We start from the raw sequence: 21,601 nt of genomic DNA, 5'->3' as shown, positions 1-21,601 counted from the left end.
CTCCTTTCTAACCAACGTATCTGATGACATTCATGTCAGGGTTAATGTGATACTGCTCTTCTCTAAAACGTCCAATTTGGATAGTCTTAGAGAAAATCCCGTTCTCAATGTGGATAACACCTTGAGAAATATACATAACCTCTACACCAGCGCTAAACATTGAAATTCGCCCGTTTGGGTTAAACATCATGCTAGAGCTACCGTCATTCTTACCAATCACAAGTCCCTCATTACTAGAGCTCATGTAAGTATCAATGAAATTCCAACGGTCAGACAATTCTCCAAGATCCTTAGCGATATTAGAAACACGCTGACTAGCTGAAATCAAATCTTTCTCAGCTTGTAACCTTGCTGTCTCGTTAGACTGGACAAAGTCCTTGTAAGCCTTAATCCAGTTATCAAGCGTATCAGCGCTAGCCTTAGCCTCAAGCTCAGCCTGGATAATTCCAGATTTCTCATTGAGCGCATTGAGTTGCTCCTGAGTCAGCCCCTGGTCGGCTTTAGAGTTGATGTCCGCTTGCAGATCCTCGGGAGCTTCTGAAAAGTCTGTGGAGACTGTTCCTATCTCTACTTTTGGAAAGGCAATCCAGACGGTTGCAGCGGTGAAAATGTGTAAAATCAACTCGCTTGTAGCATTTGAGTTTTCTTTTTTCGTCAACTCAATGTCATAAAATTTCCAATCCGTAGTCAGCGAGACACCTTGTATAGTATTCCTATACCCTGCTCTAGCTTGAAAATTCGTATTATTGACAGTAGATTTTGCCCAAAAACTAAAACGAACAGATTTATTTTTCATCTCATCAGCGGTGCCCAAACGTGTATCCCCACCGGTTCTAAACGTAACTTTTTGATTAGTCGCTTTGCCACTATAAGTAGATACAATTTTCAAAGTATTAGCTCCTCTGAATTTGCTAGTAGTATCTATGCTCAAAGTGAGCTGTCCTTGCGTTTGCTCCTGACTATCATCTAAAAAGTAAGTTGAGTATCGTTCTCTTAGACTACGTTTGAATAGTGAATTAAGAAAGAGATTTCTTCCACCAACCTCAACTTTAGCCCAACGATCAACCCATTTGTATTTAGTTTTATCTGAGCTATCAGGTTTCTCATAATCTGAATAATGGCCAAAATAACGCTGTCCGTTATCTGTCAGTGTCAAACCAGAGCCATCCTCATTGTCAGAATAAGCAAAGTGAACGTAAGGTGTTCTTCCATCTGCTCCAGGTTTACCTGGCAGACCATCAGCGCCATCACGACCACGCCACCTCGTCCAGCGATAGTCAGCAGGATTGACGCTGTCAGTTGAGTTGAAATCAACATAGACCCCTACATAGGCCTTGTCATCGTTAGTCTGGCTAAATCCACTACCTGAAACAGTGTCAGCGTAGGCAATGTGAGTGTACTGTATACGTCCGTCAGCTCCTTTGGGTCCAGGGAGGCCTTGGTCACCTTTTGGACCCTGCAAGCCTTGGAGTCCTTGTAGCCCACGTTCCCCACGGTCTCCTTTCTCTCCTCGATCACCTTTAGGACCAGGATCTCCTTTCGGTCCTGCGTCCCCTTTTTGACCTTGGAGACCATCAGACGTATTGATAAGAGTCAGCTGCTCAGAGGCTACCTCTTTGTTATCAATCCACGCCGAGACTGTCAAAACCATCTTTTGGCTGATGTCAGAGGCTCGGACAATATAACTAGGACTTGTGGCTTTGATTACACCATCCACCACCCAGCGCCATCCGCTATTGATGACCTTGTTTCCTCGCATAAGAGTAGGGGTCACAATAGTCTGACCTTGGCCATTCTTAAAGGCTATACCATTGTCCGTAGCTAGCTTGATAGTGTAGGGCTTGGATGCTTCGAAAAGTCGCTCAAAGGCAGCCTGAATTCCATCTGATAGCTTATTCTCTAGAGCCTTAAAATTCGCAAAAGTAGTTTTGTTACTTGCCGGATTTGTAAAGCTGATTTTCTGTTCGGTAACTCGTGCTTTTACTATTAAAGCTGGGCTAAATCCATCGTCATAAATCTGGACCGTGTCCCCGATTTCTACGTCCACAAAGCCATCTACTTCATAGGTTATAGCAGGGTAGCAATGCTGCTTTAATTTCAGGTAAGCAAGCCGTCTCAATTCATTTGGTTCGTCTGTGTCAAAGTCGAAGTCTCGTCTTGTCCACTGGTCCTCAGCTGTTGCTGAAGTGAAAGTTGAGGGATAGAGTTGCATGGACAACGGTGCATACAGTTGTTGCCCTCTTTGGTAAAACTCTAATTCTCCCCTCTCGTTTTTGATAGACCAATCTCCCAAGTTTTCAATAGTCAGAACCTCTTTTTCAAGCTCAGTTTCTTTCTCTTTTTTCTTAGGAGGTTTGATGATTCGTTTCTCAGTATTAGATGGTCCGCCTTTCTTACTAGTCGTCACAGTCTGTTCAATAGAGCCATCTGACCGAGTTGTGGTGGTCGTTGTAATGCGTGTTTTATCAGCCAGTTTTGTGACTTTCGTGTGGACAATAGTCTTACTCTTTGTCCCGTCGGATGCTGTGCGAATAATTGTTTCGGTTGTCGAACCATCCGCATTTTTCACTCTCTGACTAGATAGATGACGTTCTCCACTTTCTTCGACTTCCACGGTCGGCATTTTCCCGGTTGGGCGAATTGTGTTGAAAATACCCGTTTTGTCCACTTTTCGTGTGATAGAACTAATATTTTTACCATATTTTAAAACCACATCATTCCTGATACGACCAACCCCTTGGTGTGTATCGTCGTGTTCGTGATATATATTTACAGTAAAGTTCTTAAGCGTGCTATCTGCTTTTAATTGTGTGTCAAATTCAATCTCAGCATTGAATTGTTTCGCAAGATTAAGCAAGCGAGCAAGTTTTGTTTCTTGTGTCGTCCACTCAATGATGCGTTGCTGGTCTGAAATCTCGTTAATTCCAATAGTGAGATGAGCATAGTTCAGCAAAGCCATCTCTTTGCAATATTCTGCAAAACTCATGGCTCTCGTTGCTTTGTAAGGATTTACTAACTCATTGATCAATTCAAGATTGAGATTCTCACAATAGCATTTGATTGTCTGCTCATTTTCCTCCACTGACATCACATTAAAAAGGTAGGTACGTCCATTGTGTCGGAATGACACCCAACCACGTTCGTTTAGATGATGGTAGGCCTTTGATGAAGCTGTATCTGATTGAATTGCTTTCTTAAAGACTGTAAACTCGAAAGTTGAAGCTCCTGTTGGCATGTCTCTTGACCATGTATCGTTATAATAATTAAGCGTGTTCTGCTTACTATTATCAACAAAAGCAACCTTTTGCAAGGTTGCATCGTGAATCGTTAAAAGCATTATAGCCACCTTTCTTCAAATTCAATTGTTACTGTCGGATGTTTTTTGATAAAACTAGAGAAATATAACTCTAATTTTGAATTACCTGGAGGGATAGAGAGCCATTGAGAGCCGTCTACAACCTCGCTTGCTTTTGCTATTCCATCGATATAGACCGTGTCATCCTCGCTATTGATTAGAACATTCGATCCAATTGGAAAACGATTGGGGATGTCATTCGTTGTTGGGACAAAATCTTTACGGTAGTACAATTCATCTAGATACATGTGAGAGACAATTGGATTGTCTCTGTACGCTCCGATTGTAATGTGAATTTTTACGGACTTTTTACCCTCAATTTCTGGAATGATAAAAGTAGAGTATGATCCTTGATAAAAAACTTGTACCTTGCCATCATTCCGTTTTAAATCTGACCACCCTTTTGCCACACTAAAAGGATTGATATCTCCCGTTGTAGTTCCATCAAAATTCCATCGCTTTAGAATTCTATATCCACCTTGACCATCGCTAGCTAAAAAGTTGAACTCACATTCAGAACCTAGCGACCGTTTGAAGGTCTCAACACCATACAAAAATTGGCCCGCCTCATCTGATACTGTCACCTTGATGAATCCATATTGATTATTAGCTTCGGACCAAAAAACTTGTCTCCACCAAAAATAATCATTCAGGGACCCAGTGCTGCCTGTGCTATCATTGGGAATTGCCCAAGTCAAGCTAGTAGCGTAGTTGTGTAATTTAGTTTCACCTCGTAAATCTTTCAATCTAACGTGTGTACGTCCCCAAAGATTAATCATTTCAGCTGTTCCGACAATATACTCTGTCCGGTCATTTGTGATAGCTTGGTTCTTTGCTGCGCTAGCCAGTCCATTTGTGATTTTTTCACCTCTAAAATCAAGTAAGATTTCTGATTTTTGCGATGGCTCGGTATCGGCTTCTTCACGGTTCCCAATTTCTAAGGTTCCATTTTGATTAACCAGGCCGATATACCCATTCTCAGCATTATGTTTGACTTTAACTATTGGAAATGCGCTCTCTGTGCCATTGTTTGTAAGATCAAACACCATCTTTCCTGCTCCGCTAGTTGCGTTTTTATCACTATCAAATCGCTTATAGGCTGAACTATGAGCCACACCATCAGGAATGATGAACTTAATAGACCCGTTTGAACGTCTCCCACTTGCCTCCTGCATAGAGATATCATCAATTACCATGGCCAGATAATACTTGTCTGGCTCATCTGAAAAGGTCAACTCTTTAGGACTATCAACATTAAAAATACCCGCAAGCTTGTGCTTGAGGGTATTTCTGTCTTTGGACCAGATAGAGAAGTCCACCTTGATATATTTTGCATCAATCGTTTGTTGCTGGATATTCACGCCAATTCTTGGGGCATGATCGATAGAGATAGAGCGATTGTTCCCGACATCACGTTGGATGTCATGAATTTCAATAAGCTCTCGTAAATCTGTTTTATTAAAACGCATAGTCACTTCGCTCATTCAATCACCCCTTTCATTCTTAGTAGCATTTTCTCACGCTCTTTCTGAGTTTTAGTAACGATATCCGTAACTTTTGAGCTGTCCAGATAAGCATTTGTGTCCTTGTTAAGGATAGCAGTAAGCAATTTTTCTAAACTTGACCTCAGAATCCTCATCTCAGACACGACTTTATCAGTATCTTGTCCATTTTGAACGCTTGTAGTCTGGATGGTGATATTACGTTGAGCTTCTTCCATTTCACGAAGAAATTTCGCGTCACTCGGGATCCCGATACCAGAAGCATATTTAGGAACACCCATCTCACGCATCAAACGTCTAGTTTTATCAGCTCGCAAGACTTTAGAACCTCTCGGAAGAGGAAGCAAGACGTCTCTACCTTGAGGAATGAAACTCCTACCATTTGGCAGAGTGACCATTTCCTTATAGTTGCTATTTCTTTGGTCATTGACGATAGCAAGCCCCCCAGGGTGATAGTTTGTCCCGTGAGCATGCTTGCTCGCAAAGATATTCGTAAAGAAATTACCAGTAACGCTATCAATCCAGCTCTTAATACCTGAAAGAACACCGGATGCATTATCTCGGGCGTTGATAGTAACAGTTTTATCTTGAATACCATTAACGCCACTTTTGACCTCACTAACAGTGTCATTAGTGCCATTCTTGGCAAGGATATTCACTGGATCATATTGCTTGATAGCATTGATAGCACCGCTTGTCTCGTTTCGTACACCGCCCGTTTGATCAGCGGCAAACAAATTGATAGGAGCTTCTTGTTTGGGTGAATTAACACTCAAAATCGCACTTCCAACAGCTGCGCTCGTATTATCCACTGCATCCAGAGACTTAGTCTCAGCAGATGCAAAATTCCAAGCCGTAATCTTATCGATAGATAACTGGCCATTGTTCAAAACATTCGTAGGATCTGCCTTCAAATCTTTTGTAAACGGTGTGGTCGCATTCCAGGTTGTCAAAGTATCAGTAGAACGAGAGACTGCTTTTCGGACGCTCTCATCATTGGCCAGCAACTCCTTCTGTTTTGGTGTGAGAGATTCATAGTTAGACAGAGCCTTTGAGGCTTCCTCCGCCTTGTTCATGACATCAGCATTTTTCATAAGGAGTTCTTTGACTTCGGCTGGCATACTGTTCCATGTTTTAAGATGGGTTTCACTATCAAAGATGGCTTGTAACCCAGCTTGGTTCTTGACGATTACTTGTTTCTCTTCGAGGGTCATGTCTTTCCATTTACCGGATTCGACAAGAGCTTCAGCGATAGTCACACGAGCGTTTGAGTTGATATCCGCAGTCTTAGCAATAAACTGCAATTGTTCCCAACCTTCCGCAGATTTGGCAGCCTCTCCGATAACTTCCTTAACATTGGATTTAACTTGAAAATTCCCATTCTTATCAATGTTACCGACTAACAATGACCAGGCATCGTTAGCCTCTTTCACTTCCTTGCTCATTTCACTAGTATAGTTAGCAAGGATGCTATGCGAATTACCTACCTTTTGAGAAGCTTCAGCAGCTTTCTTCCCGATTTCTTCATAGGACAGGCCGTACTCTTCCAGAACTTTCTTGGCTTCTTCCCAATAATTCCAACTTTGCCCGGTTCGAGCTTTCACCTTTGCATCGAGATTTTGCATGACCTGGTAATACTTACTTCCCAGAGCTTCCATCGTTTGAGTGTGGTTTGCTTCTAGAGTCTGCAATTTCTTGTTGTAAGTCTCCTGATCAATAGCCTTTCCGTCTAGCAACTCTTTCAGCTCACTTTTTGAATTTTCGTAGAGTCTCTTTTCCTCATCAAGTGCTTGTTTTAAAACATCTTTAGTATGCTTCAATTGTGTTTCATTCAGACTTCTGACATCGCCATTCAAAGCTTGTAAAGCGGCCTTTTGTTGCTCGGCTGACAAGTCCATCATGGATAGTTTTGCCTTAATCATCTCATTCTGATTGTTCAGGATGATTTCTTTCTCCTCTTGAGAGAACTTGCTCGCATCTCCGTTATGACGTTGATAAATCTCATTAATTTGATTCATCATGGCCTCAGTATTAGAGACAACCTGGCCGTTTCTTTCCTTAGCTTTGGCAATATCGTCCTCACTAAGGCCCCACTTGGCGCCCAACTCTTCCATTCTTTTGTTGGTCTTATCGGCAGCGGTCGCTATTTCTTCATAAAGTTTTTTAAAGGCTCCAGAGACCTTGTCTGCATCTCCAGCATGAGTACCGAAGTTTGCGACGGCTGTGCTTGTTTCATCAACAGTCTTTTGAAAGCTTCGCAATTCTCCACGAGCAGTATCGCTCAACTGAGAACCGAACTCTTCAGTCTTGATGCGAGCCTTGTCTTTCTCGTTTCCAAGATAAACAAGTGCGGCGGTAGTAAGACCGAGACCTCCGACTATTAAACCTAGAGGATTCGCAAGCGTACCCATTGATGTTGTTAGAAGTCCCGTTGAAGTTGAAGCTGATGCAGTCGCATTTCCAAGCGCTACTGCTCCACCAGATGCCAATTTAAAGGCAGATGATAGATTCCCGGTTGTTCTAAAGGTTTGAAAAGTCTTGAGCATTAGAGACATGCCACCAACCGCTTTACCAGTTCCCTTAGTTAGCCAGCCAAGTGCTTTCGTAAGGTTTCCGATAATTCCAAAACCTTTCCCTAGGATGCTTAAAGCTGGACCAGCTCCTGCAGTTAATGCAGCCCACTTAAGAACGTTTCTTTGTTGCTCTTCGGACATGGAGCTGAACTGTTTGGCCATTTTAGCCAAGGTGTCAATCCAAGGTTTTGCAGCCGTTAGACCTTCACGGAGAGCCTTCAAAAGTGGACCCCCAAATTCAATAGCCAAGTCAGTTACCTGGTTCTTGAACATCTTCAATTGTGATTCTGTGGTTTCATATCGTTTATTGGCTTCATTGGTAAGAGCAGTATTGTCTTTCCAGGCTTGATTAGACCGTTCGACTGCTGCACTCATTTTATCTGATGATAAGGCCAGAGATTTAAGCATATTTCCTTGTCTAACACCAGTCATGCCTAATTTCATCAGGATAGCATCCATATTCGCACCTTGCTCGCGAGCTGTGTTAAGACCTTTAATAAAGGCTTGCAAAGCTTCAGCAGGTTTCTCTTTCCACGCTTTTTGGAATTCCTCTGAAGTAGTACCAGCTACTTTAGCGATCAACGCCAAATCATCTGCTGAGTCTTTAGTAGTCAATGAGACCGCATTACCAATAGCTGTGAGAGTTTGAGTCATTGCAGTACCACCAGCCTCAGCCTCGATACCAACCGAACTCATTGCAGTAGCCAAACCTAAGATTTCAGGAGCAGTTAGTCCAGCTAGTTTTCCTCCTGCTGCTAAACGGTTGGTCATCTCAACAATATCTTTTTCAGTTGTCGCAAAGTTGTTACCCAAATCTACTACTGACGCACCAAATCGGCCATATTCGTCCGATGTTAAACCGAGGATATTCGCAATCTTGGCAATGGCTGTCGCAGCTTCTTCGGCGCTCAAGTTCGTTGATTCTCCCATGTCAATCATGGTTCGAGAGAAGGTAAGGATATCCTCTGCCTTGATACCTAGCTGACCAGCAACTTCTGCTACATTTGCGATTTCAACAGCACTAGCTGGCAATTCTTTAGCCATTTGACGAATACCATCAGATAAGTTCTTGTAGGATACGGTTGCGGTCTCATCTACCGTTTTCTTGACACCTGCAAAAGCAGATTCATAGTCAGATGCAGCTTTCGTGACAAGCCCAACACTCGCAACCAACGGAAGAGTCAAGCCAGTAGTCAGCTTACTTCCCAAGCTCGAAACGTTGTCACCAAAAGTCTTGATTTTATCGCCGCTTTTGATGAGTCCGTCACCAAATTTATTGATGCGATTCGCAAAGCTATTCTCCTTGCCTACCGCTATCAAAGCTTGTTGCACGTTACGGAGTTGACCTTCCATAGCTGCCAACTTAGCATTCTCACGTTCAATCTCAGCAGCAGCCTTGTCAAATTTAGCCGTACCAGGTTCGAGAGCGTCAAAGCTTTTCTTCATCTGGTCCAAAACACTTTTTTGCGCTTCAATCGCTTGACCAAGTGTCTTGTACTTAGCTTGAAGCAAGTCTGTGTTTTTCCCATTGTTTTTAAGGGAGCTGTCTAGCGCCTTTACATTGCTTTGAAAGTATTTAACCGCATTCTTAGCACCATTTAGAGTAGGATTGAACTTCGACACGTCCAGCCCTAGCTCGATATACATTTGACCTAACGGCGTTCCACCTGCCATTCAAATCCTCCTTTTTAAATCATTTCTAGAAAGTCAGCAAGATCCATGACTTCCTCAGCTTTAGCAGATTCAGTTTCACCAAGAACGCCCATCAGGTCCTCCCAGCTCGTATCCATAACATCACGGATACTCATGCCGTATGGTCCTTCAGTTGCTTGTTTGACAAAACCATAAAACCGTTTCAGTGCTTCACTCGGCTTTATTTTTTCTCCTTTGGGTCAACATCACCCACCAAATGAGAGTAGATGTCTGCAAATACCGCAAAAATATCCGCCATGTCTGTGTATTTCAAAAGTTCTTCCACTTCCAAATCTTCAAACAATGAGGCGATAAATTCCAATTGCTTGTCTAGCTTTTCAACTTCGGACAAGTCAGAAGATAGTGCTTCATTGAGAATCAGGTAGTCACGATAGTCCTTAGTAGTAATTTCCTTACTTGTCTTTTGAACATCTTGACCTTTCTCATTTTTAATTAAAAATTTAACCTTAGCCATATACTTTCCTTTCTAGAAAAAAGATAAAAAGAGAGCTTGCGCCCTCTTCCTACCCTGCAGCAACCATTTTAAGTTGACCTTTGAGTTTCTTGATTTTTTCTTCGTCATTACCAATGTACTTGCCATAGTAATTGCCTTTGATTTCTTCATCATCGCTTGCAATGGCTGAGAAGCTCAAGTTATCGTCTGGAAGCTCTTCTTGCTTCTCTTTCTGAGTTTCAAATTCTTCAGCATCCATTGAGAAGCTACCTTTGAAGAAACCGACTTGCGCTTTCGTGCCGTTTGCTGTTTTAGATTCAAGCATAACTGAACAAAGTGGAGCATCGCTATTCTCACCAATATAAACGATTTCGTCCTTAACTACATGTCCAAGGATTTTGGCAAGGACCATGTGAGGAATGTCAACAGCTGTCATTTCCATCTTCACATCACCTACACCACGTTTTGATGTGAAATAAGCGACATCGCTTCCGTACGTTTTGACAGGTTCACTTGAAAGTCCTGTAATCTTAGCAGTGCGAGTCGCCCCCTCCCCGGCTTTACCTTCTACCACAAAAAGGTTTTTCCCAAGTGTTGGAGTAGCTTCCCCATCCAACACACGAATTGTCATGCGTTTAAAACCAACTAATGCCATTTATAGCACCTCTTTCTTTAATTTAGTATTCTTCGTATAGAGCACTTCGACCTTTGTAGGTCCGAGCATCTACATAGCGTTTGATTTCTGGAATCCAGTCATCCAAACCACCAGCGGTTTGATAAAATCCCTGGTCTTCCATAATCTTTTCAATTTTTCTTTGGAGTTCTTTGCACTCCATATAATTTTTAGACTCTACATTGACCTGATAGAGAAATGTCTTAGCCAGGCTCGTATTACTACCATGAGCCGTCTGCATCGGCGGACCAACTGGTCTAATGACGATACTAGTCTCATTGATTGGTAGCGTGTCTGGACGATTAAAAGATTTGATACTGATTCCAGCTAAAGACTCATCTTTTTTCAAAGCTTCGTAAAGTTCATCAAACTTATCTTTAACCATCTAAAACCCCTCCGTCTTCAAATGACTAGCGATTCTGTATTTGTATGTTTTGGCATGAGCTTCTGAAAACCGTCTGATAACACCGAATCCTCTTGGATGTGGATTCTTACCATATCCAAACTCATTCAAGTGAACCAAACGCCAGCGAGAACCCTCACCAAAACCGATTTTCACAACAGGAACACCACTAGCAAGACCCGTCACACGTCCAGCAGTAGTACTTTCGATGGTTTCTCCGGTATCTTTATAGACCTGCAGAGCACCTTTGAACTCTTCTAGAGTCTCGTTTGCGACTGCCTTCAAGGCTCGACTAGTAGCACGTTTGACCTTGTTATTGCCAAGATGTACCTCGATGTTTCTCAAAACATCGTCGAAACCTCTCAATTCTGCTCCACTAGACATCTTGACCACCACCAATAACAACTATCAAAAAATCCCGATTGTCAAAATCAGGACGAACATCGATAATTTGCCATTTCTTGCCGCCTAGACGAATATCTCCGACTTCGACAAAATGCTCATTTTTAGGCTGATAATCAGATAAAGGATCTCTAATTTTCAAAGTCATCTTAGCTTGCATAGACTTACCAGTTGCAATCTCGATGTCTTTGAAACTAGGGTAGTAAACTTGGCCCATCGTAAAAAAAGCCTTCTCATGAGACACATCGCGACCATGAAGCCCCTCCTCGACTTTAGAAGTATAGAAAGTCAAGGGGGTTCTCAGGTCTCCATTTTGAGCCTCAGGCTTTTTATATCGATAGCTAGGGCGATTAGTCTGATAGGACATCAGGAATTGTTACTTCTGGTTGTTTTTCTGTCCATTCAACAAAGCCAGGAAGCGCCCCGTCGATTTCATCAAAGCGCTCTTTTGTCGCTTCAAATTCTTGGCCAGTAGAACGATATACCCCTTCTTTGAGGTCATAAAATCCTTTTAAAACCTTAATCATGTTTTTCCTCCAATTTGTAATTTTCTAGTGATAATGCCATCAAATCCCCTTGAAAGTTCCCGTAGAAAAATTCAACTTGATCATTGTAGACATATCGAGCACGTTCTAAAATAAGCTCTCTCACTCGTGGATTAGCAGAGTCCTTACTACCGACCAGACTGAGAATGGCTGACTCAGAACTTTCCAACATTTTTGAGAGGTTTGCATCCTCCCCATTATGAAAAATCCTCATCCGCTCCTTGAAAGATTTTAGGAGCGGATGAAGTTGTTCTTCGAGAGTCATGGCTCAACTCCTAGATTAGGCTTGAGGAAGTTGTAGAGTCCAGACTGCTGCAGTCTTTTCATCGTGAGCCTTACCATAAGCAAATTGCTTAGCAGTGTAGAGGTTCAAATCTTCCAAAGCATAGGTTTCTGTGTAGCGACCGAATGAAATACCGCCACCGACAAAGGCATCATAACGACCTTTGACAAATGTAGTTACTTTACCAGCAGTCTGCGCCACGGATTCAACCAAGATAAGGTTAAATGGCATCGCAGTGATATAAACTCCTTGAGCATTCAATGAAGTGTATTGTTTCTTTACATCCCAAGCATCAGCTGGGTTAACAACCATCACAAGGTTGCCTTCTACTGCAACTGGAGTTGTTCCGTCCGCTTTTACAGAGTGATGTTTGTAAACATTTGTCAATTCTTTGACTACGGTTGCTGAGTCAGCAAAAGTCAACTTAGCAGTTTGAGCTGTTTTTTCAGCATAAGTTGTCTTATTGCTTTCAACAGTCCCTGAGAGAGTACGAGAAAGACCGATGGGTTTGTTGTCACCATCACCGTTCAAGAAAGCAGCTTCAAGAGCAGCCGCAAAGGCTTCTGCAATTTGTGCAGAAACAAATTTTTGCAACCAAGCTGGACCAAATTTTTCAGCATCTTTTGGAATTACAACGAAAGCAGTCAATTTGTGTTGAATTGCTTCTTCATCGTTGAATTCTTGTTTAAGTTGTCCTTCGATTTCTGAATTGATTTTACCCCAAACAGCTTGACCAGTTTGCTCTGATTTGAGGAATTTCAAACGGATACCAGCATTTTTAAGGCCGATATGCTGAAGGAGTGGACGTGCCATAACCATATCTTCAAAGATACGGTCGATCGTTTCTTGTGGGAAGAGTTTTTCAACTCCCTTAGGTGCAGTTTTATCAATATTATTGAAGAATTCACGAGCTTCAGCAGTCAGCTTAGCATCGTAAGGATTCAAGGCTGAAACTTCTTCACGAGCAGCATCACGAGCTTGAGCCATCATTTCATTTGTCATAGACTCAATCATTTCATTGTATAGCTTCGCTTGTTCTTCTTGAGGTGCACCATTTGCAACGGCATCCAAAAATGCCTGACGTTGTTTTTCAAATTGGTTAGATAATTGCATTGTCATTCTGTTTTTTCCTTTCTTAAAACATAAAAAGACCGAACCCTTTAGGAACAGCCTTGTCTGTGTTATTTTCTGGACTTTCTGGAAAATTGAATTTCTTCTGTACAAATTCGCTATTTTCGAAAGTCTCTTTTTCAATTTGTCGAGCTTCTAGCTTATCAGCCACCAACTCAGCGATTTTATCAATATCTGGTGTCATTGCTGATCTCATTTTCTCGATAAAATTACTTGGAATCATAGGAGTTTCACTTGCTACTAGAGCCGGAGCGACTTCATTTGTAAACATAATCTTGTCTACAAATCCATGATTCAAAGCTGATTCAGCATCAAACCAGGTAGTCTTGTTCATCAAGTCAAGCAAGTCATCTAGAGCCTTGCCAGTCTTATGGACATAAGCGCTAGCAATAGATTTGTTAAATCCTTCTAGCACACCAGCCTCATGAAGCAAGGCATTATGGTCTCCATTTACTTTCGTTGAAACGTTGTGGATCATGATTTGAGCGGTCGGACTGATTTCAACCGTGTCTCCTGCCATAGCAATGACACTAGCAGCGCTTGCTGCAATGCCGACAATCTTCACAGTCACGTCACCAGGATACGAGCGTAGAGCGGTATAGATTTCACTACCAGCATAAACATCCCCTCCTCCCGAATTGATATGAACCTCAATCGGTTCACCACTATCAGGAAGGACGACATCTTTTGGAGCGGTAGCTTCCCACTCAAGCAAGTCATAAATCCATCGATCATCGTTAGAAATAATCGTACCCTTAATCGGAATTACTTTCATCTTCTTTCTCACCTCCTTTCTCTAACTGTTCACCAAGTTGATAGTTTTTGGTGATGAGGAATTTATCGCCACCAGGGACAGATTCTAAGCCAAGTTCAGAGCGCACCTCGTTTCGAGTCATCGCTCCAGAAGAAATAAGTTTGTCAATGTTTTCAGCAAGTGCAAACTTATCTTTTTGACCTTCGCCAATGATTACAAATAGATTATTGCGCTCGTATTGCCGTTTTGATACTAAAGCGAAATTAAGCCCATCACTCATTTTCTTAACAAGTGATTGGTAGCAATAACTATTAAACATCTTTTGACTATTTTCCAGATTGGCCATGTCGCCATGAATTAAAGCTGTTGGAATCCCTAAGACATCAGCGACCTCATCATCAAACTGCCAACGAAGTTTCTTCAACTCGTCAACAGAAATATTTGAAGTCCCTGTTGTATTCGTATGCTCAGTGTATTCCATTCCATCTTGTGCTGGAACAATGGCAATCGTCTTGGTGCTAAATGATTTAAAGAGACCATCAGCATATGATTGGAGTTTATCACGCATCTGCTCATTAAAACTCCCATTGTTTTTTGTTTTGAGAGTTCCTCTGATTTGATTATTCCTAGCCAAGGCCTCGACCAAACGAGTGTGCAACTTCTCGTAATCAGCAAATAAGTCAGAAATATAATCTTGCAGTCGATTATTGTTGTACTGTAAGAAAATGACTTCACTCATCCGAAAACGCTTCTCAAACGTGAAACCTCTACAAGTTACAAACTCAAACACATCATCATAAACAGCATATTTAGTCCGTGTATAAGAGTCAGCAACAAGCAACTGATCATCAGTTGTAAGAAAGATTAGGACCTCGTTTTTTGTAATCAACCTGTATACGACCTTTTGCCAAAACTCTGACGCAGATTCGTTCTTGTTCGGTCTTACATTCAGCAAGTAGTTCCAATCAGAAAATTTAGCTTTTCCATCCTCGAGATACTTGAATTCTGATTTTGCAAAAATCCGAGCGATAAATTCCGCAGACTTATCAATCGCTAAGCTTTTAAGTTGCAGATTACCAAACATCCGCTCAAGATCCTCGAACTCAAAACCAACCTCTGGTACTTCACGCTTAAATAAATTCAGTAACCCCAATGCACTTCCTCCTTTCTTTTATTTTCTGCCGACCACCCACCCAAAATTTATTCTTATGTTAAAAATCCCAACTATCAATCATGTCAAGGAATTCCCCAACATTCGACTCTTGCACAAGCTCTCGCTTGTAAAGAGCAGCAATTAAGGCATGGAAACCATCCGTCTTTCTTCTGACAGGTTCTTTCTTCAAGAAACGCTTATTGCCATCTTTGTCCTCTTTAACGTAGGTATTATCTGTATACCAAATCATAGAGTTATCACCCTCAAAGACAAAACGCTCATTTGCAAATCCATCTTCGATGATTGGCGCCACCTTGGATTGAATCGCCCCTGGATTCCGTAAGAACTCATATTCAAATCCAGCCTCTTCCAAAAGAGGTTTCAGCAAGTCCATTCTAAAGCCATCGGCGCATACAAGTTCAATCTGATAAAGATTTCTCCATTCTTCCAGCTTGGCGATCAAAAGTCTAGGATCAATACTCGGACCATCAACGATTGTAAACAAGCCTTTTTCAGCCCATTCTTCAATAGGTGCTTTTAGCTTGAAAGCTTTCAAAAATGCTTTGCGAGCAAATGAATGTTGTTTCCAGATGAACTCATCCCCATTCTTAAACAACAAACCAACGCTTGCAAAGTCTCGGATACTTGCATAGTCAAACCCTGCAACACATGAGCGACCTTTCAAGTCGATACCAGGAGACCGTAGGCAAGCTACTAACTTATCCCGAGAGGTTACATCTTTCTCAAGGTCCGCTTCAGGAAGGTTCATTCGTTTTGTCATGAACTCCTGACGGCCAGACGGCTCCAACTCAAGGTCATCATAGTCAGCCTTGGTTCTCGCAAGAAGCCTTTTGGCGTAAGGAGTGTTTTCATCTAACATCGGATTTGCTTTTGGCCAGTTCTTCATATCATCCACCTCATCCGCACTGTCTAGCTTGCAGATAAAAGGGAATAGCCTGAAATCATCAACTTCTCCATTCAAGATTTGCATAGACTTCTCTATCAACTTGTCATAGAATCCCTCACGCACATATCCATTCGTCCCGTTGTAGAAAGTCCGAGCATGAGCAATCTTACCAAGACCAGACCGTTGAACCTTCACGGCCTTATCATCTTCAAATTGGTGAATCTCATCAAACTCAAGACAGCCATCACGAGCAGAGTCCATCGTTTTCGGATTATTCGTCCGAAAAGAAAAGACCGAGTTATTCGCTCGACCTGTGATAGACATTTTAGTTAGATAAAAATGGTCCTCAAGACCACGCCTTTGAATGGTCTCATAAACTTCCTCAAATGACACCTTCCCCTGTTTCTCAGAGTTAGCGGTGATAGTTACATCATAATCTCTGATAGGGTAGATAGGACTGATAAAGAACGAAGACCTGGCAGACATGAAACCATTCTTACCACCCCCACGAGCTAAAGTATATAGATACTCGTCGAAGTGTGGCTCCCCGTCCTCTTTCCTAAAAAGAAAAATAAATGGAACCAAAAAAAGTTGATACTTGGCCAAAGGGAAAAAGTTCTTTTCCGCAAACCGAATGAATTTGTCAATTAAGTCATTATCAAAATATAGATCATCACGAGGATAGATTTTTTCCTTGATAATTTTAAACAGCAGCTTTATTTCTTTGTTGACGACGATTTCTCCACTCTCGGCCATTTTGATGTAGTCATCAACCAGCGGATGAGAAATCATAACAGATCACTTCCAGACGTCGGTTTCTCAACAGGAGAATTTTCAACCTCAAAATCAAACGATCGCTCAATCGCTAAAAGCTGATTACTTGTTGTGTTGATTTCCTTGATGAGAGAATTCGCTTTTTGGAATCTCTGCTGCCCATTGTGAACAGTGATGACCAATCCGTCTTCATGAAGTTTGGCTTTCAGCTCATAGAGCAGTCTGACGAGATAAAGATAACGATTCACTTTTTCGTACTGGATCGCATCCTTTTTTCTAGGACTAAAATAGCCGATTTTAGAAAGTAGCTGATTTTCTAATTCTTTTATATTTTTTTCTGAGTATTCTTCCATTACCCCCCACCCCCTTTAATTTTTCGTTAAAAATTTGGACAGTTAACCCCTCCCACCGGTTCCCAAAACCTTAAAAACACTGGATTTTTTTGACCGGGGGGTGTTGTCATCCCCAAAATTCATCTGTTCTGAAATTTTTCTCAATCATTTTTTTGGATTTTCGAAATTGGAAACGACCGTGACGTTTATTATGACATTCTTTGCATAGAGTTCTAAGATTGTCTAAGTCAAGAGCGAACTCTGGATAGAACTCCAGCTCCTTGATGTGGTCAACCTCTAAGTTCTCTCTCGTGACTTTGCCTTCGTCTTTGCACCAAACACATTCGGAGTGATCACGTTCGAGTGCAAGCTTTCGAAGTTCTCTCCATTCACCAGAATTATAAAACTCTGTTCGGCCTGCTCTAGTTGCAACTTCTATTTTCAAAAGATTACCCTCTTGATTTCCAAAAGAGTTTAGCAAAATCGTCAGAACTAATTAAGGTTTGCTTAGCTGCTTTTTGGAATCGCATAATTGATTCTTTAGTTTGAGAGTCAGGAAAATATTCTCTGTTATCTCTGCTTCGTATCTTGTAAATCAATTCTCTTATTAAACCTAACATACTTTTGTAAACCTCTCTAATTTTACTCTCTCAATTCCTTGTTTTACATATTCTAGTGAATTCGCTACATGAGTTTTAACTCAGATTTATCAAGCGTTTATCCTGCATACATAAAATGAAATCATCATAACCTCAAAACAATGAATTGATAGTAAAATAAAAAAATTAAAAGCCCTGAAACTTCGTCATGGCTCGGTCTTGTGAATCTTGGTTTTTGCCTATGTATCTTAGTGAAATGCTTTGACTTGAATGGTTCAGTAGGTCCATTATCAGAGCGACATCCTTGGTTTGTTCGTACATGAATAAGCCAAAGGTCTTTCTCATCGAGTGAGTAGCTATGTTTTCAAGACCAACTTCTTCAGCAGCTCTTTTGATAATCTTATAAGCTGTGTTAGGTTTTATATGCTGATGCTTTCCGTTTCGGCTTGGAAAGAGGAAGTCTTCATCTTTCTTATCTTTGATGTACTGCCTCATAGCATTTTTGAATTTCTTTGGCATCTTTCGTTTGGTTGGCTTGTCTGTCTTTTCATCGACGATCTGGACGTGCCAACCTTTAACGTGCTTTACTTTTAGTTTGACGATATCACCAATACGAAACCCTAGATTAACACCAGATAAAAAGAGCATGAGGTTACGTTGTCTATCCGACTCTTTGACTGCGCTGTGTAACGTCAGCCATTCAATCATAAGCTGAACATCATCTCTATTTCTGATTGGTTCAACAACTACCACATATCCTCACCTCCTTTTTAATGCACAAAAAAAGCAGAGGTTTTCTCTCTGCTATTCTTCATGATACTAATTTACCACATTGTTTTTGTCAATTCTATATGTTTTTTTGACAACTTTACATAAAGAGCAAATTTCCAAGTGTATCGAGAATCACTTCACGTCTTCTGTAAATCTGCTTGCTATGCCTGTAGAGGTATCCAGTTTCTCCGTTCTCCATGATGTGCCAAACTTGAATCCAGTCGTATCCAGTATGTTCTCCCCAACGAAGATAAAAGATTTTTTTGTCATCTGGTTCTAGATTCTCTAGTAATTGGGAAATAGCGTTTTGGAGATTTTCTAATCTTAAAATCATAGGATCGCTTGCATAAGCAACCGCTAGATTCTCCGACCTGTTGACGAATGTCCCACTGCCACTTGCTCCAGTATCATCAATACCAGGAACAGTAAGATGCTTAACTTCGTACAAACGTTCTAGCTCATGCCTTCGTTGGCCGATAAGTTTGTCAATCTTTAAATATTTATCATCGAGTTCAAACTCAAGATAATCTCTTCGTGCCTTTGTTAAGTTCTTTTTGACCAAGCCTTACCTCCCATATATCTTTTACTTTTAATCCACTTGATAATCTTACCGTCGTTATTGTTATTGTGATAATCTGGCAGCCTTGCTGTTGGACTCTCTTTGTAGACCACTTTTTCAACTACCTGGATTGCAGGCATCATTTCATCATCTATCCACCCTACAAGCCAAGCAGGATTTACATCATAGGTTTTAGCAATCATTTCAATTTGCTTAATAGACGGATATCCACCTCGCTCATACAAGTGAATTGTATTTTGAGAAACACCCGTATCCCTAGCCATATCTTTGACAGAGAGCCCTAGGTCCTCTCTAAATTCTTTTAATCTTAGCTGCATCTTGCAAATCTCCTCGTGTATTTCAAATAATTTTTCCTTCAAATATCAGAGTGATCGTTCCTGTCCCGTCTTTGTTCTTAGATACTAAAGCACTACAATCTGAACCAAACTCAACCCCTTCAATTGTGATGCTATCCTTCACGCTATCAACGTTGATGATAGAATCATTTGATGTTTTTATTCTCATGTTCTATCTCCTCGATAAGCCAATCAAGGTTCTTGCGTGCTTTTTTCAAATCTTCAAGACCGTTTTTCTTCTGAAATCGCAATAGATACTTGATAGCGTTACCCCAGCACCATGCAGCCTTACCTGGCAAGTTGCCAATGAAGTTATCAATCACTTCAATACTTTCAAGGCCTTTTGAGCCTTGGTAGTGGCTTGGTTTGTTTATGTTGTCAATTTTTTCTGGTTTCATTTTTCTTCCTCCAAAAGCTCTGGATTTTCGTAGACATTTCCTTGAAGGTATACATTACAGTTTTCAATACAGTCAAATAGACTATCCCAGACCTCTTTTTCTGTGTGTATATCTAACAACTTAAACATACCTTTATCAAAGACAATTTTTGCTCTGCCACTATCTTCAAATTCATCCCAATAAGTCCAAAGGATGACATCTCCTTCAAAAATTTCCTTCCCAAAATCATCTTCGAGGCCTGTTGATTGCATGATACATTCATAATCATCAAAATGTAACCCGTCTTTTCTTTCTTCAATCCAAATGATAGGACAAGTCCAGTTTTCGTCATCTGTGTCACAATTGCCTACCATAACTTTATAATTCATTTCGTTTCGCGCTTTATCCCACGCTCTGAATTTCGGTGTCATCTTATAAATCCTCCTCTTTCACGAAACTTCCGTCAATCCAGCGACCTTTACGGTCTTTGATTTCTTGATAGGCTAGTTCAAAGCATTCATCAAAATCATATCCAAGCGCATTGCTGATTGATTTCAGGTAACCGATCGAGCGTACTAGATTATGTCTGCACAATACCTTACTAGCAAACCCTTGTGATAGTTGAAACTCACTAATATTTGCATTAAGTGATATGAAGCTTTCCATTGCATCTTTTCTCTTGATATTATCAGATTCTTTGAAAATCTGATTCACATCTTCCTTGATGAGCAAGGCTAAACCGACAATCACGACTGCACAATCTCCGATACTGTCCTTGGCCAGCTTCTCATTCTTCTTGAGATAGCCAGCGCATAACTCTCCGAACTCTTCACTGAGTTTGATCGACTGCTTGTCTAACCGTCCACCGTTTTCTAAGTCACGCTCAATAAACCATTGTTTTACGTTTTCTAATGTGTTCATGATACCTCTTATTTATTTGTTAATCTTGGTAAAATTTCATTCACAATGAATATATAATTTTGAGCCAGAGTTATTTTTAAAGCAATCGAAGTAATCCACAATATTAGAATTACACCCGATGTAATAAAATTAATTTTTATAATGGGTACATAAGTTTGTCTAGCCTGAGCAATTAACTCTCCTTTGTACTCTTCTTTTGTTTTGCCTGTAGGAACATCCCAACCACTAATATATGCAGTATCGTAGCGAAAGTTCATAACCAAGAAAAATACTAAAAGAATAACAGAAACGAACAACGCTGCAAAAGAAACAGTCTCAAGTAAACTAAATATATCATGCATCATTTTTTCTTTGATGATCATCTCATAAATCTGCGGGGCATTCCCTTTAAATGTTTCAATTAAAGAACTCACTTCCTCAACTGTCATATTTAGCATTTTAGCTAAAGCTTTTAAAATATCGTCCATTATAACCTCGCCTCATCCCCAACTTTCACATTTTCATAAACTTCGTTCGTAACCACGAACACACCGTAATCACGAATGGTAATTGTGTATAGCTTTCCGTGTCGTCCTTTCTCGACGACCTTGCCGAATATCTCAGCGCCTACGTTATCCGCTTTATAGACGATAATCGGGCGCTTTTCTTCTAGTTTTTTTATGTGGATACTCTGCCAGATATTTAATCCAGCAGACAATAATATCCAGATTGCGATGAATCGTTTCATTTCTCGTGTTCCTCCTCAAAATAAAACTTTCCGTCGAATGGTTCAATTTTAATGATTCCATAATCTAACCCAAGCCTTGCTATGAATGGCTTGGTGATTCTTTCGTGCAAAGTAGACATCTGCTCTCTAAATTCTTCTAACAGAAGAGTAGATTTGTAGAAATTGCATTGATAGCAAGCAGGCATATAGTTTTCAAAACTATCCTCTCCGCCTCGATAGTGAGGATGCAAATGATCCACTCTCAAAGTTTTCAAATCCAATTCCTTGCCACAATAAGCGCAATGACCGTCGTACTTATCTAAAACTTTTTGTCTCATGACTTTAGATATGCTTTTTCGTTTCAATCTGTAACCTCCTT

General features: G+C 40.8%; 26 protein-coding genes. All 26 read right to left on the bottom strand.

Translation table 11 applies throughout. The features are described 5' to 3' along the window. Positions 1-7: 7 nt before the first annotated feature. Positions 8-3,337: a phage tail protein gene (locus O3652_RS09500; protein WP_371590375.1), complete on the bottom strand. Its 3,330-nt coding sequence runs from the start codon at positions 3,335-3,337 to the stop codon at positions 8-10. Continuing rightward, positions 3,337-4,839 carry a distal tail protein Dit gene (locus O3652_RS09495; RefSeq protein WP_371590373.1) on the bottom strand — a complete coding sequence of 501 codons (1,503 nt, stop codon included), beginning with the start codon at positions 4,837-4,839 and terminating at the stop codon, positions 3,337-3,339. The genes O3652_RS09500 and O3652_RS09495 overlap by 1 nt, the downstream gene beginning before the upstream one ends. After that, the gene (locus O3652_RS09490) at positions 4,836-9,104 is read right to left on the bottom strand and encodes a phage tail tape measure protein (RefSeq protein WP_371590372.1); all 4,269 of its coding nucleotides are present in this window, start codon (positions 9,102-9,104) and stop codon (positions 4,836-4,838) included. The genes O3652_RS09495 and O3652_RS09490 overlap by 4 nt, the downstream gene beginning before the upstream one ends. Before the next feature lie 199 nt (positions 9,105-9,303). Next, a complete protein-coding gene (gpG, locus tag O3652_RS09485; RefSeq protein ID WP_033585798.1) occupies positions 9,304-9,597 on the bottom strand; it encodes a phage tail assembly chaperone G in 294 nt (97 codons plus the stop codon). 49 nt (positions 9,598-9,646) lie between these two features. Beyond that, positions 9,647-10,231 carry a major tail protein gene (locus O3652_RS09480; protein ID WP_371590371.1) on the bottom strand — a complete coding sequence of 195 codons (585 nt, stop codon included), beginning with the start codon at positions 10,229-10,231 and terminating at the stop codon, positions 9,647-9,649. 22 nt (positions 10,232-10,253) lie between these two features. After that, complete coding sequence (locus tag O3652_RS09475) at positions 10,254-10,634, bottom strand: hypothetical protein (protein ID WP_371590370.1); 381 nt, start codon at positions 10,632-10,634, stop codon at positions 10,254-10,256. Beyond that, on the bottom strand, positions 10,635-11,036 hold the full coding sequence (locus O3652_RS09470; protein WP_371590369.1) for a hypothetical protein: 402 nt from the start codon (positions 11,034-11,036) through the stop codon (positions 10,635-10,637). Continuing rightward, the gene (locus O3652_RS09465) at positions 11,029-11,421 is read right to left on the bottom strand and encodes a phage head-tail adapter protein (RefSeq protein ID WP_371590368.1); all 393 of its coding nucleotides are present in this window, start codon (positions 11,419-11,421) and stop codon (positions 11,029-11,031) included. Before O3652_RS09465 ends, O3652_RS09470 begins: the two co-directional genes overlap by 8 nt. Further along, positions 11,405-11,581 (bottom strand): hypothetical protein, encoded by a 177-nt coding sequence (locus tag O3652_RS09460; RefSeq protein ID WP_169446838.1) that lies wholly within the window; start codon positions 11,579-11,581, stop codon positions 11,405-11,407. Before O3652_RS09460 ends, O3652_RS09465 begins: the two co-directional genes overlap by 17 nt. Further along, complete coding sequence (locus O3652_RS09455) at positions 11,574-11,864, bottom strand: phage gp6-like head-tail connector protein (RefSeq protein WP_371590367.1); 291 nt, start codon at positions 11,862-11,864, stop codon at positions 11,574-11,576. The genes O3652_RS09460 and O3652_RS09455 overlap by 8 nt, the downstream gene beginning before the upstream one ends. Positions 11,865-11,879: 15 nt before the next feature. After that, on the bottom strand, positions 11,880-13,001 hold the full coding sequence (locus O3652_RS09450; RefSeq protein ID WP_371590366.1) for a phage major capsid protein: 1,122 nt from the start codon (positions 12,999-13,001) through the stop codon (positions 11,880-11,882). 16 nt (positions 13,002-13,017) lie between these two features. Beyond that, complete coding sequence (locus O3652_RS09445) at positions 13,018-13,788, bottom strand: head maturation protease, ClpP-related (protein WP_371590364.1); 771 nt, start codon at positions 13,786-13,788, stop codon at positions 13,018-13,020. Then, positions 13,769-14,920, bottom strand: coding sequence for a phage portal protein (locus O3652_RS09440; RefSeq protein ID WP_371590363.1), 1,152 nt, complete (start codon positions 14,918-14,920; stop codon positions 13,769-13,771). Before O3652_RS09440 ends, O3652_RS09445 begins: the two co-directional genes overlap by 20 nt. Before the next feature lie 58 nt (positions 14,921-14,978). Further along, positions 14,979-16,619 (bottom strand): terminase TerL endonuclease subunit, encoded by a 1,641-nt coding sequence (locus tag O3652_RS09435; protein WP_371590362.1) that lies wholly within the window; start codon positions 16,617-16,619, stop codon positions 14,979-14,981. Further along, a complete protein-coding gene (locus O3652_RS09430; protein WP_000393461.1) occupies positions 16,616-16,954 on the bottom strand; it encodes a hypothetical protein in 339 nt (112 codons plus the stop codon). The genes O3652_RS09435 and O3652_RS09430 overlap by 4 nt, the downstream gene beginning before the upstream one ends. A 106-nt stretch (positions 16,955-17,060) precedes the next feature. Further along, positions 17,061-17,378 carry an HNH endonuclease gene (locus O3652_RS09425; protein ID WP_371590361.1) on the bottom strand — a complete coding sequence of 106 codons (318 nt, stop codon included), beginning with the start codon at positions 17,376-17,378 and terminating at the stop codon, positions 17,061-17,063. A gap of 340 nt (positions 17,379-17,718) precedes the next feature. Then, on the bottom strand, positions 17,719-18,285 hold the full coding sequence (locus tag O3652_RS09420; protein ID WP_000261915.1) for a tyrosine-type recombinase/integrase: 567 nt from the start codon (positions 18,283-18,285) through the stop codon (positions 17,719-17,721). Positions 18,286-18,400: 115 nt separating this feature from the next. Further along, complete coding sequence (locus O3652_RS09415; RefSeq protein ID WP_371590360.1) at positions 18,401-18,865, bottom strand: hypothetical protein; 465 nt, start codon at positions 18,863-18,865, stop codon at positions 18,401-18,403. Continuing rightward, entirely contained in the window at positions 18,847-19,200 is a 354-nt protein-coding gene (locus O3652_RS09410) for a helix-turn-helix domain-containing protein (RefSeq protein ID WP_371590359.1), read from the bottom strand. Before O3652_RS09410 ends, O3652_RS09415 begins: the two co-directional genes overlap by 19 nt. A gap of 22 nt (positions 19,201-19,222) precedes the next feature. Then, entirely contained in the window at positions 19,223-19,387 is a 165-nt protein-coding gene (locus O3652_RS09405) for a hypothetical protein (protein WP_371590358.1), read from the bottom strand. Continuing rightward, positions 19,365-19,616: a DUF3310 domain-containing protein gene (locus tag O3652_RS09400; RefSeq protein WP_371590357.1), complete on the bottom strand. Its 252-nt coding sequence runs from the start codon at positions 19,614-19,616 to the stop codon at positions 19,365-19,367. The genes O3652_RS09405 and O3652_RS09400 overlap by 23 nt, the downstream gene beginning before the upstream one ends. Continuing rightward, a complete protein-coding gene (locus tag O3652_RS09395; RefSeq protein WP_371590356.1) occupies positions 19,613-20,026 on the bottom strand; it encodes a YopX family protein in 414 nt (137 codons plus the stop codon). Before O3652_RS09395 ends, O3652_RS09400 begins: the two co-directional genes overlap by 4 nt. A 1-nt stretch (position 20,027) precedes the next feature. Further along, a complete protein-coding gene (locus O3652_RS09390; RefSeq protein WP_371590355.1) occupies positions 20,028-20,516 on the bottom strand; it encodes a MazG-like family protein in 489 nt (162 codons plus the stop codon). Positions 20,517-20,524: 8 nt separating this feature from the next. Continuing rightward, on the bottom strand, positions 20,525-20,983 hold the full coding sequence (locus O3652_RS09385) for a hypothetical protein (protein WP_371590354.1): 459 nt from the start codon (positions 20,981-20,983) through the stop codon (positions 20,525-20,527). Further along, positions 20,983-21,243 (bottom strand): DUF1372 family protein, encoded by a 261-nt coding sequence (locus O3652_RS09380; protein ID WP_371590353.1) that lies wholly within the window; start codon positions 21,241-21,243, stop codon positions 20,983-20,985. Before O3652_RS09380 ends, O3652_RS09385 begins: the two co-directional genes overlap by 1 nt. Further along, on the bottom strand, positions 21,240-21,587 hold the full coding sequence (locus tag O3652_RS09375) for an HNH endonuclease (RefSeq protein WP_371590352.1): 348 nt from the start codon (positions 21,585-21,587) through the stop codon (positions 21,240-21,242). Before O3652_RS09375 ends, O3652_RS09380 begins: the two co-directional genes overlap by 4 nt. Positions 21,588-21,601: the final 14 nt, after the last annotated feature.

This window comes from Streptococcus sp. 27098_8_23, assembly GCF_041432195.1.
Taxonomy (GTDB): Bacteria; Bacillota; Bacilli; order Lactobacillales; family Streptococcaceae; genus Streptococcus.
Note: the sequence above shows the minus strand (reverse complement) of the source record. Positions and strands in the feature narration are given on the sequence as shown.

Bases quoted from the DNA above. Each gene is read 5' to 3' on its own strand.
- O3652_RS09500 (WP_371590375.1), bottom strand. From the start codon at position 3,337: ATGCTTTTAACGATTCACGATGCAACCTTGCAAAAGGTTGCTTTTGTT.
- O3652_RS09495 (WP_371590373.1), bottom strand. From the start codon at position 4,839: ATGAGCGAAGTGACTATGCGTTTTAATAAAACAGATTTACGAGAGCTT.
- O3652_RS09490 (WP_371590372.1), bottom strand. From the start codon at position 9,104: ATGGCAGGTGGAACGCCGTTAGGTCAAATGTATATCGAGCTAGGGCTG.
- gpG (WP_033585798.1), bottom strand. From the start codon at position 9,597: ATGGCTAAGGTTAAATTTTTAATTAAAAATGAGAAAGGTCAAGATGTT.
- O3652_RS09480 (WP_371590371.1), bottom strand. From the start codon at position 10,231: ATGGCATTAGTTGGTTTTAAACGCATGACAATTCGTGTGTTGGATGGG.
- O3652_RS09475 (WP_371590370.1), bottom strand. From the start codon at position 10,634: ATGGTTAAAGATAAGTTTGATGAACTTTACGAAGCTTTGAAAAAAGAT.
- O3652_RS09470 (WP_371590369.1), bottom strand. From the start codon at position 11,036: ATGTCTAGTGGAGCAGAATTGAGAGGTTTCGACGATGTTTTGAGAAAC.
- O3652_RS09465 (WP_371590368.1), bottom strand. From the start codon at position 11,421: ATGTCCTATCAGACTAATCGCCCTAGCTATCGATATAAAAAGCCTGAG.
- O3652_RS09460 (WP_169446838.1), bottom strand. From the start codon at position 11,581: ATGATTAAGGTTTTAAAAGGATTTTATGACCTCAAAGAAGGGGTATAT.
- O3652_RS09455 (WP_371590367.1), bottom strand. From the start codon at position 11,864: ATGACTCTCGAAGAACAACTTCATCCGCTCCTAAAATCTTTCAAGGAG.
- O3652_RS09450 (WP_371590366.1), bottom strand. From the start codon at position 13,001: ATGACAATGCAATTATCTAACCAATTTGAAAAACAACGTCAGGCATTT.
- O3652_RS09445 (WP_371590364.1), bottom strand. From the start codon at position 13,788: ATGAAAGTAATTCCGATTAAGGGTACGATTATTTCTAACGATGATCGA.
- O3652_RS09435 (WP_371590362.1), bottom strand. From the start codon at position 16,619: ATGATTTCTCATCCGCTGGTTGATGACTACATCAAAATGGCCGAGAGT.
- O3652_RS09430 (WP_000393461.1), bottom strand. From the start codon at position 16,954: ATGGAAGAATACTCAGAAAAAAATATAAAAGAATTAGAAAATCAGCTA.
- O3652_RS09410 (WP_371590359.1), bottom strand. From the start codon at position 19,200: ATGCAGCTAAGATTAAAAGAATTTAGAGAGGACCTAGGGCTCTCTGTC.
- O3652_RS09405 (WP_371590358.1), bottom strand. From the start codon at position 19,387: ATGAGAATAAAAACATCAAATGATTCTATCATCAACGTTGATAGCGTG.
- O3652_RS09400 (WP_371590357.1), bottom strand. From the start codon at position 19,616: ATGAAACCAGAAAAAATTGACAACATAAACAAACCAAGCCACTACCAA.
- O3652_RS09395 (WP_371590356.1), bottom strand. From the start codon at position 20,026: ATGACACCGAAATTCAGAGCGTGGGATAAAGCGCGAAACGAAATGAAT.
- O3652_RS09390 (WP_371590355.1), bottom strand. From the start codon at position 20,516: ATGAACACATTAGAAAACGTAAAACAATGGTTTATTGAGCGTGACTTA.
- O3652_RS09385 (WP_371590354.1), bottom strand. From the start codon at position 20,983: ATGGACGATATTTTAAAAGCTTTAGCTAAAATGCTAAATATGACAGTT.
- O3652_RS09380 (WP_371590353.1), bottom strand. From the start codon at position 21,243: ATGAAACGATTCATCGCAATCTGGATATTATTGTCTGCTGGATTAAAT.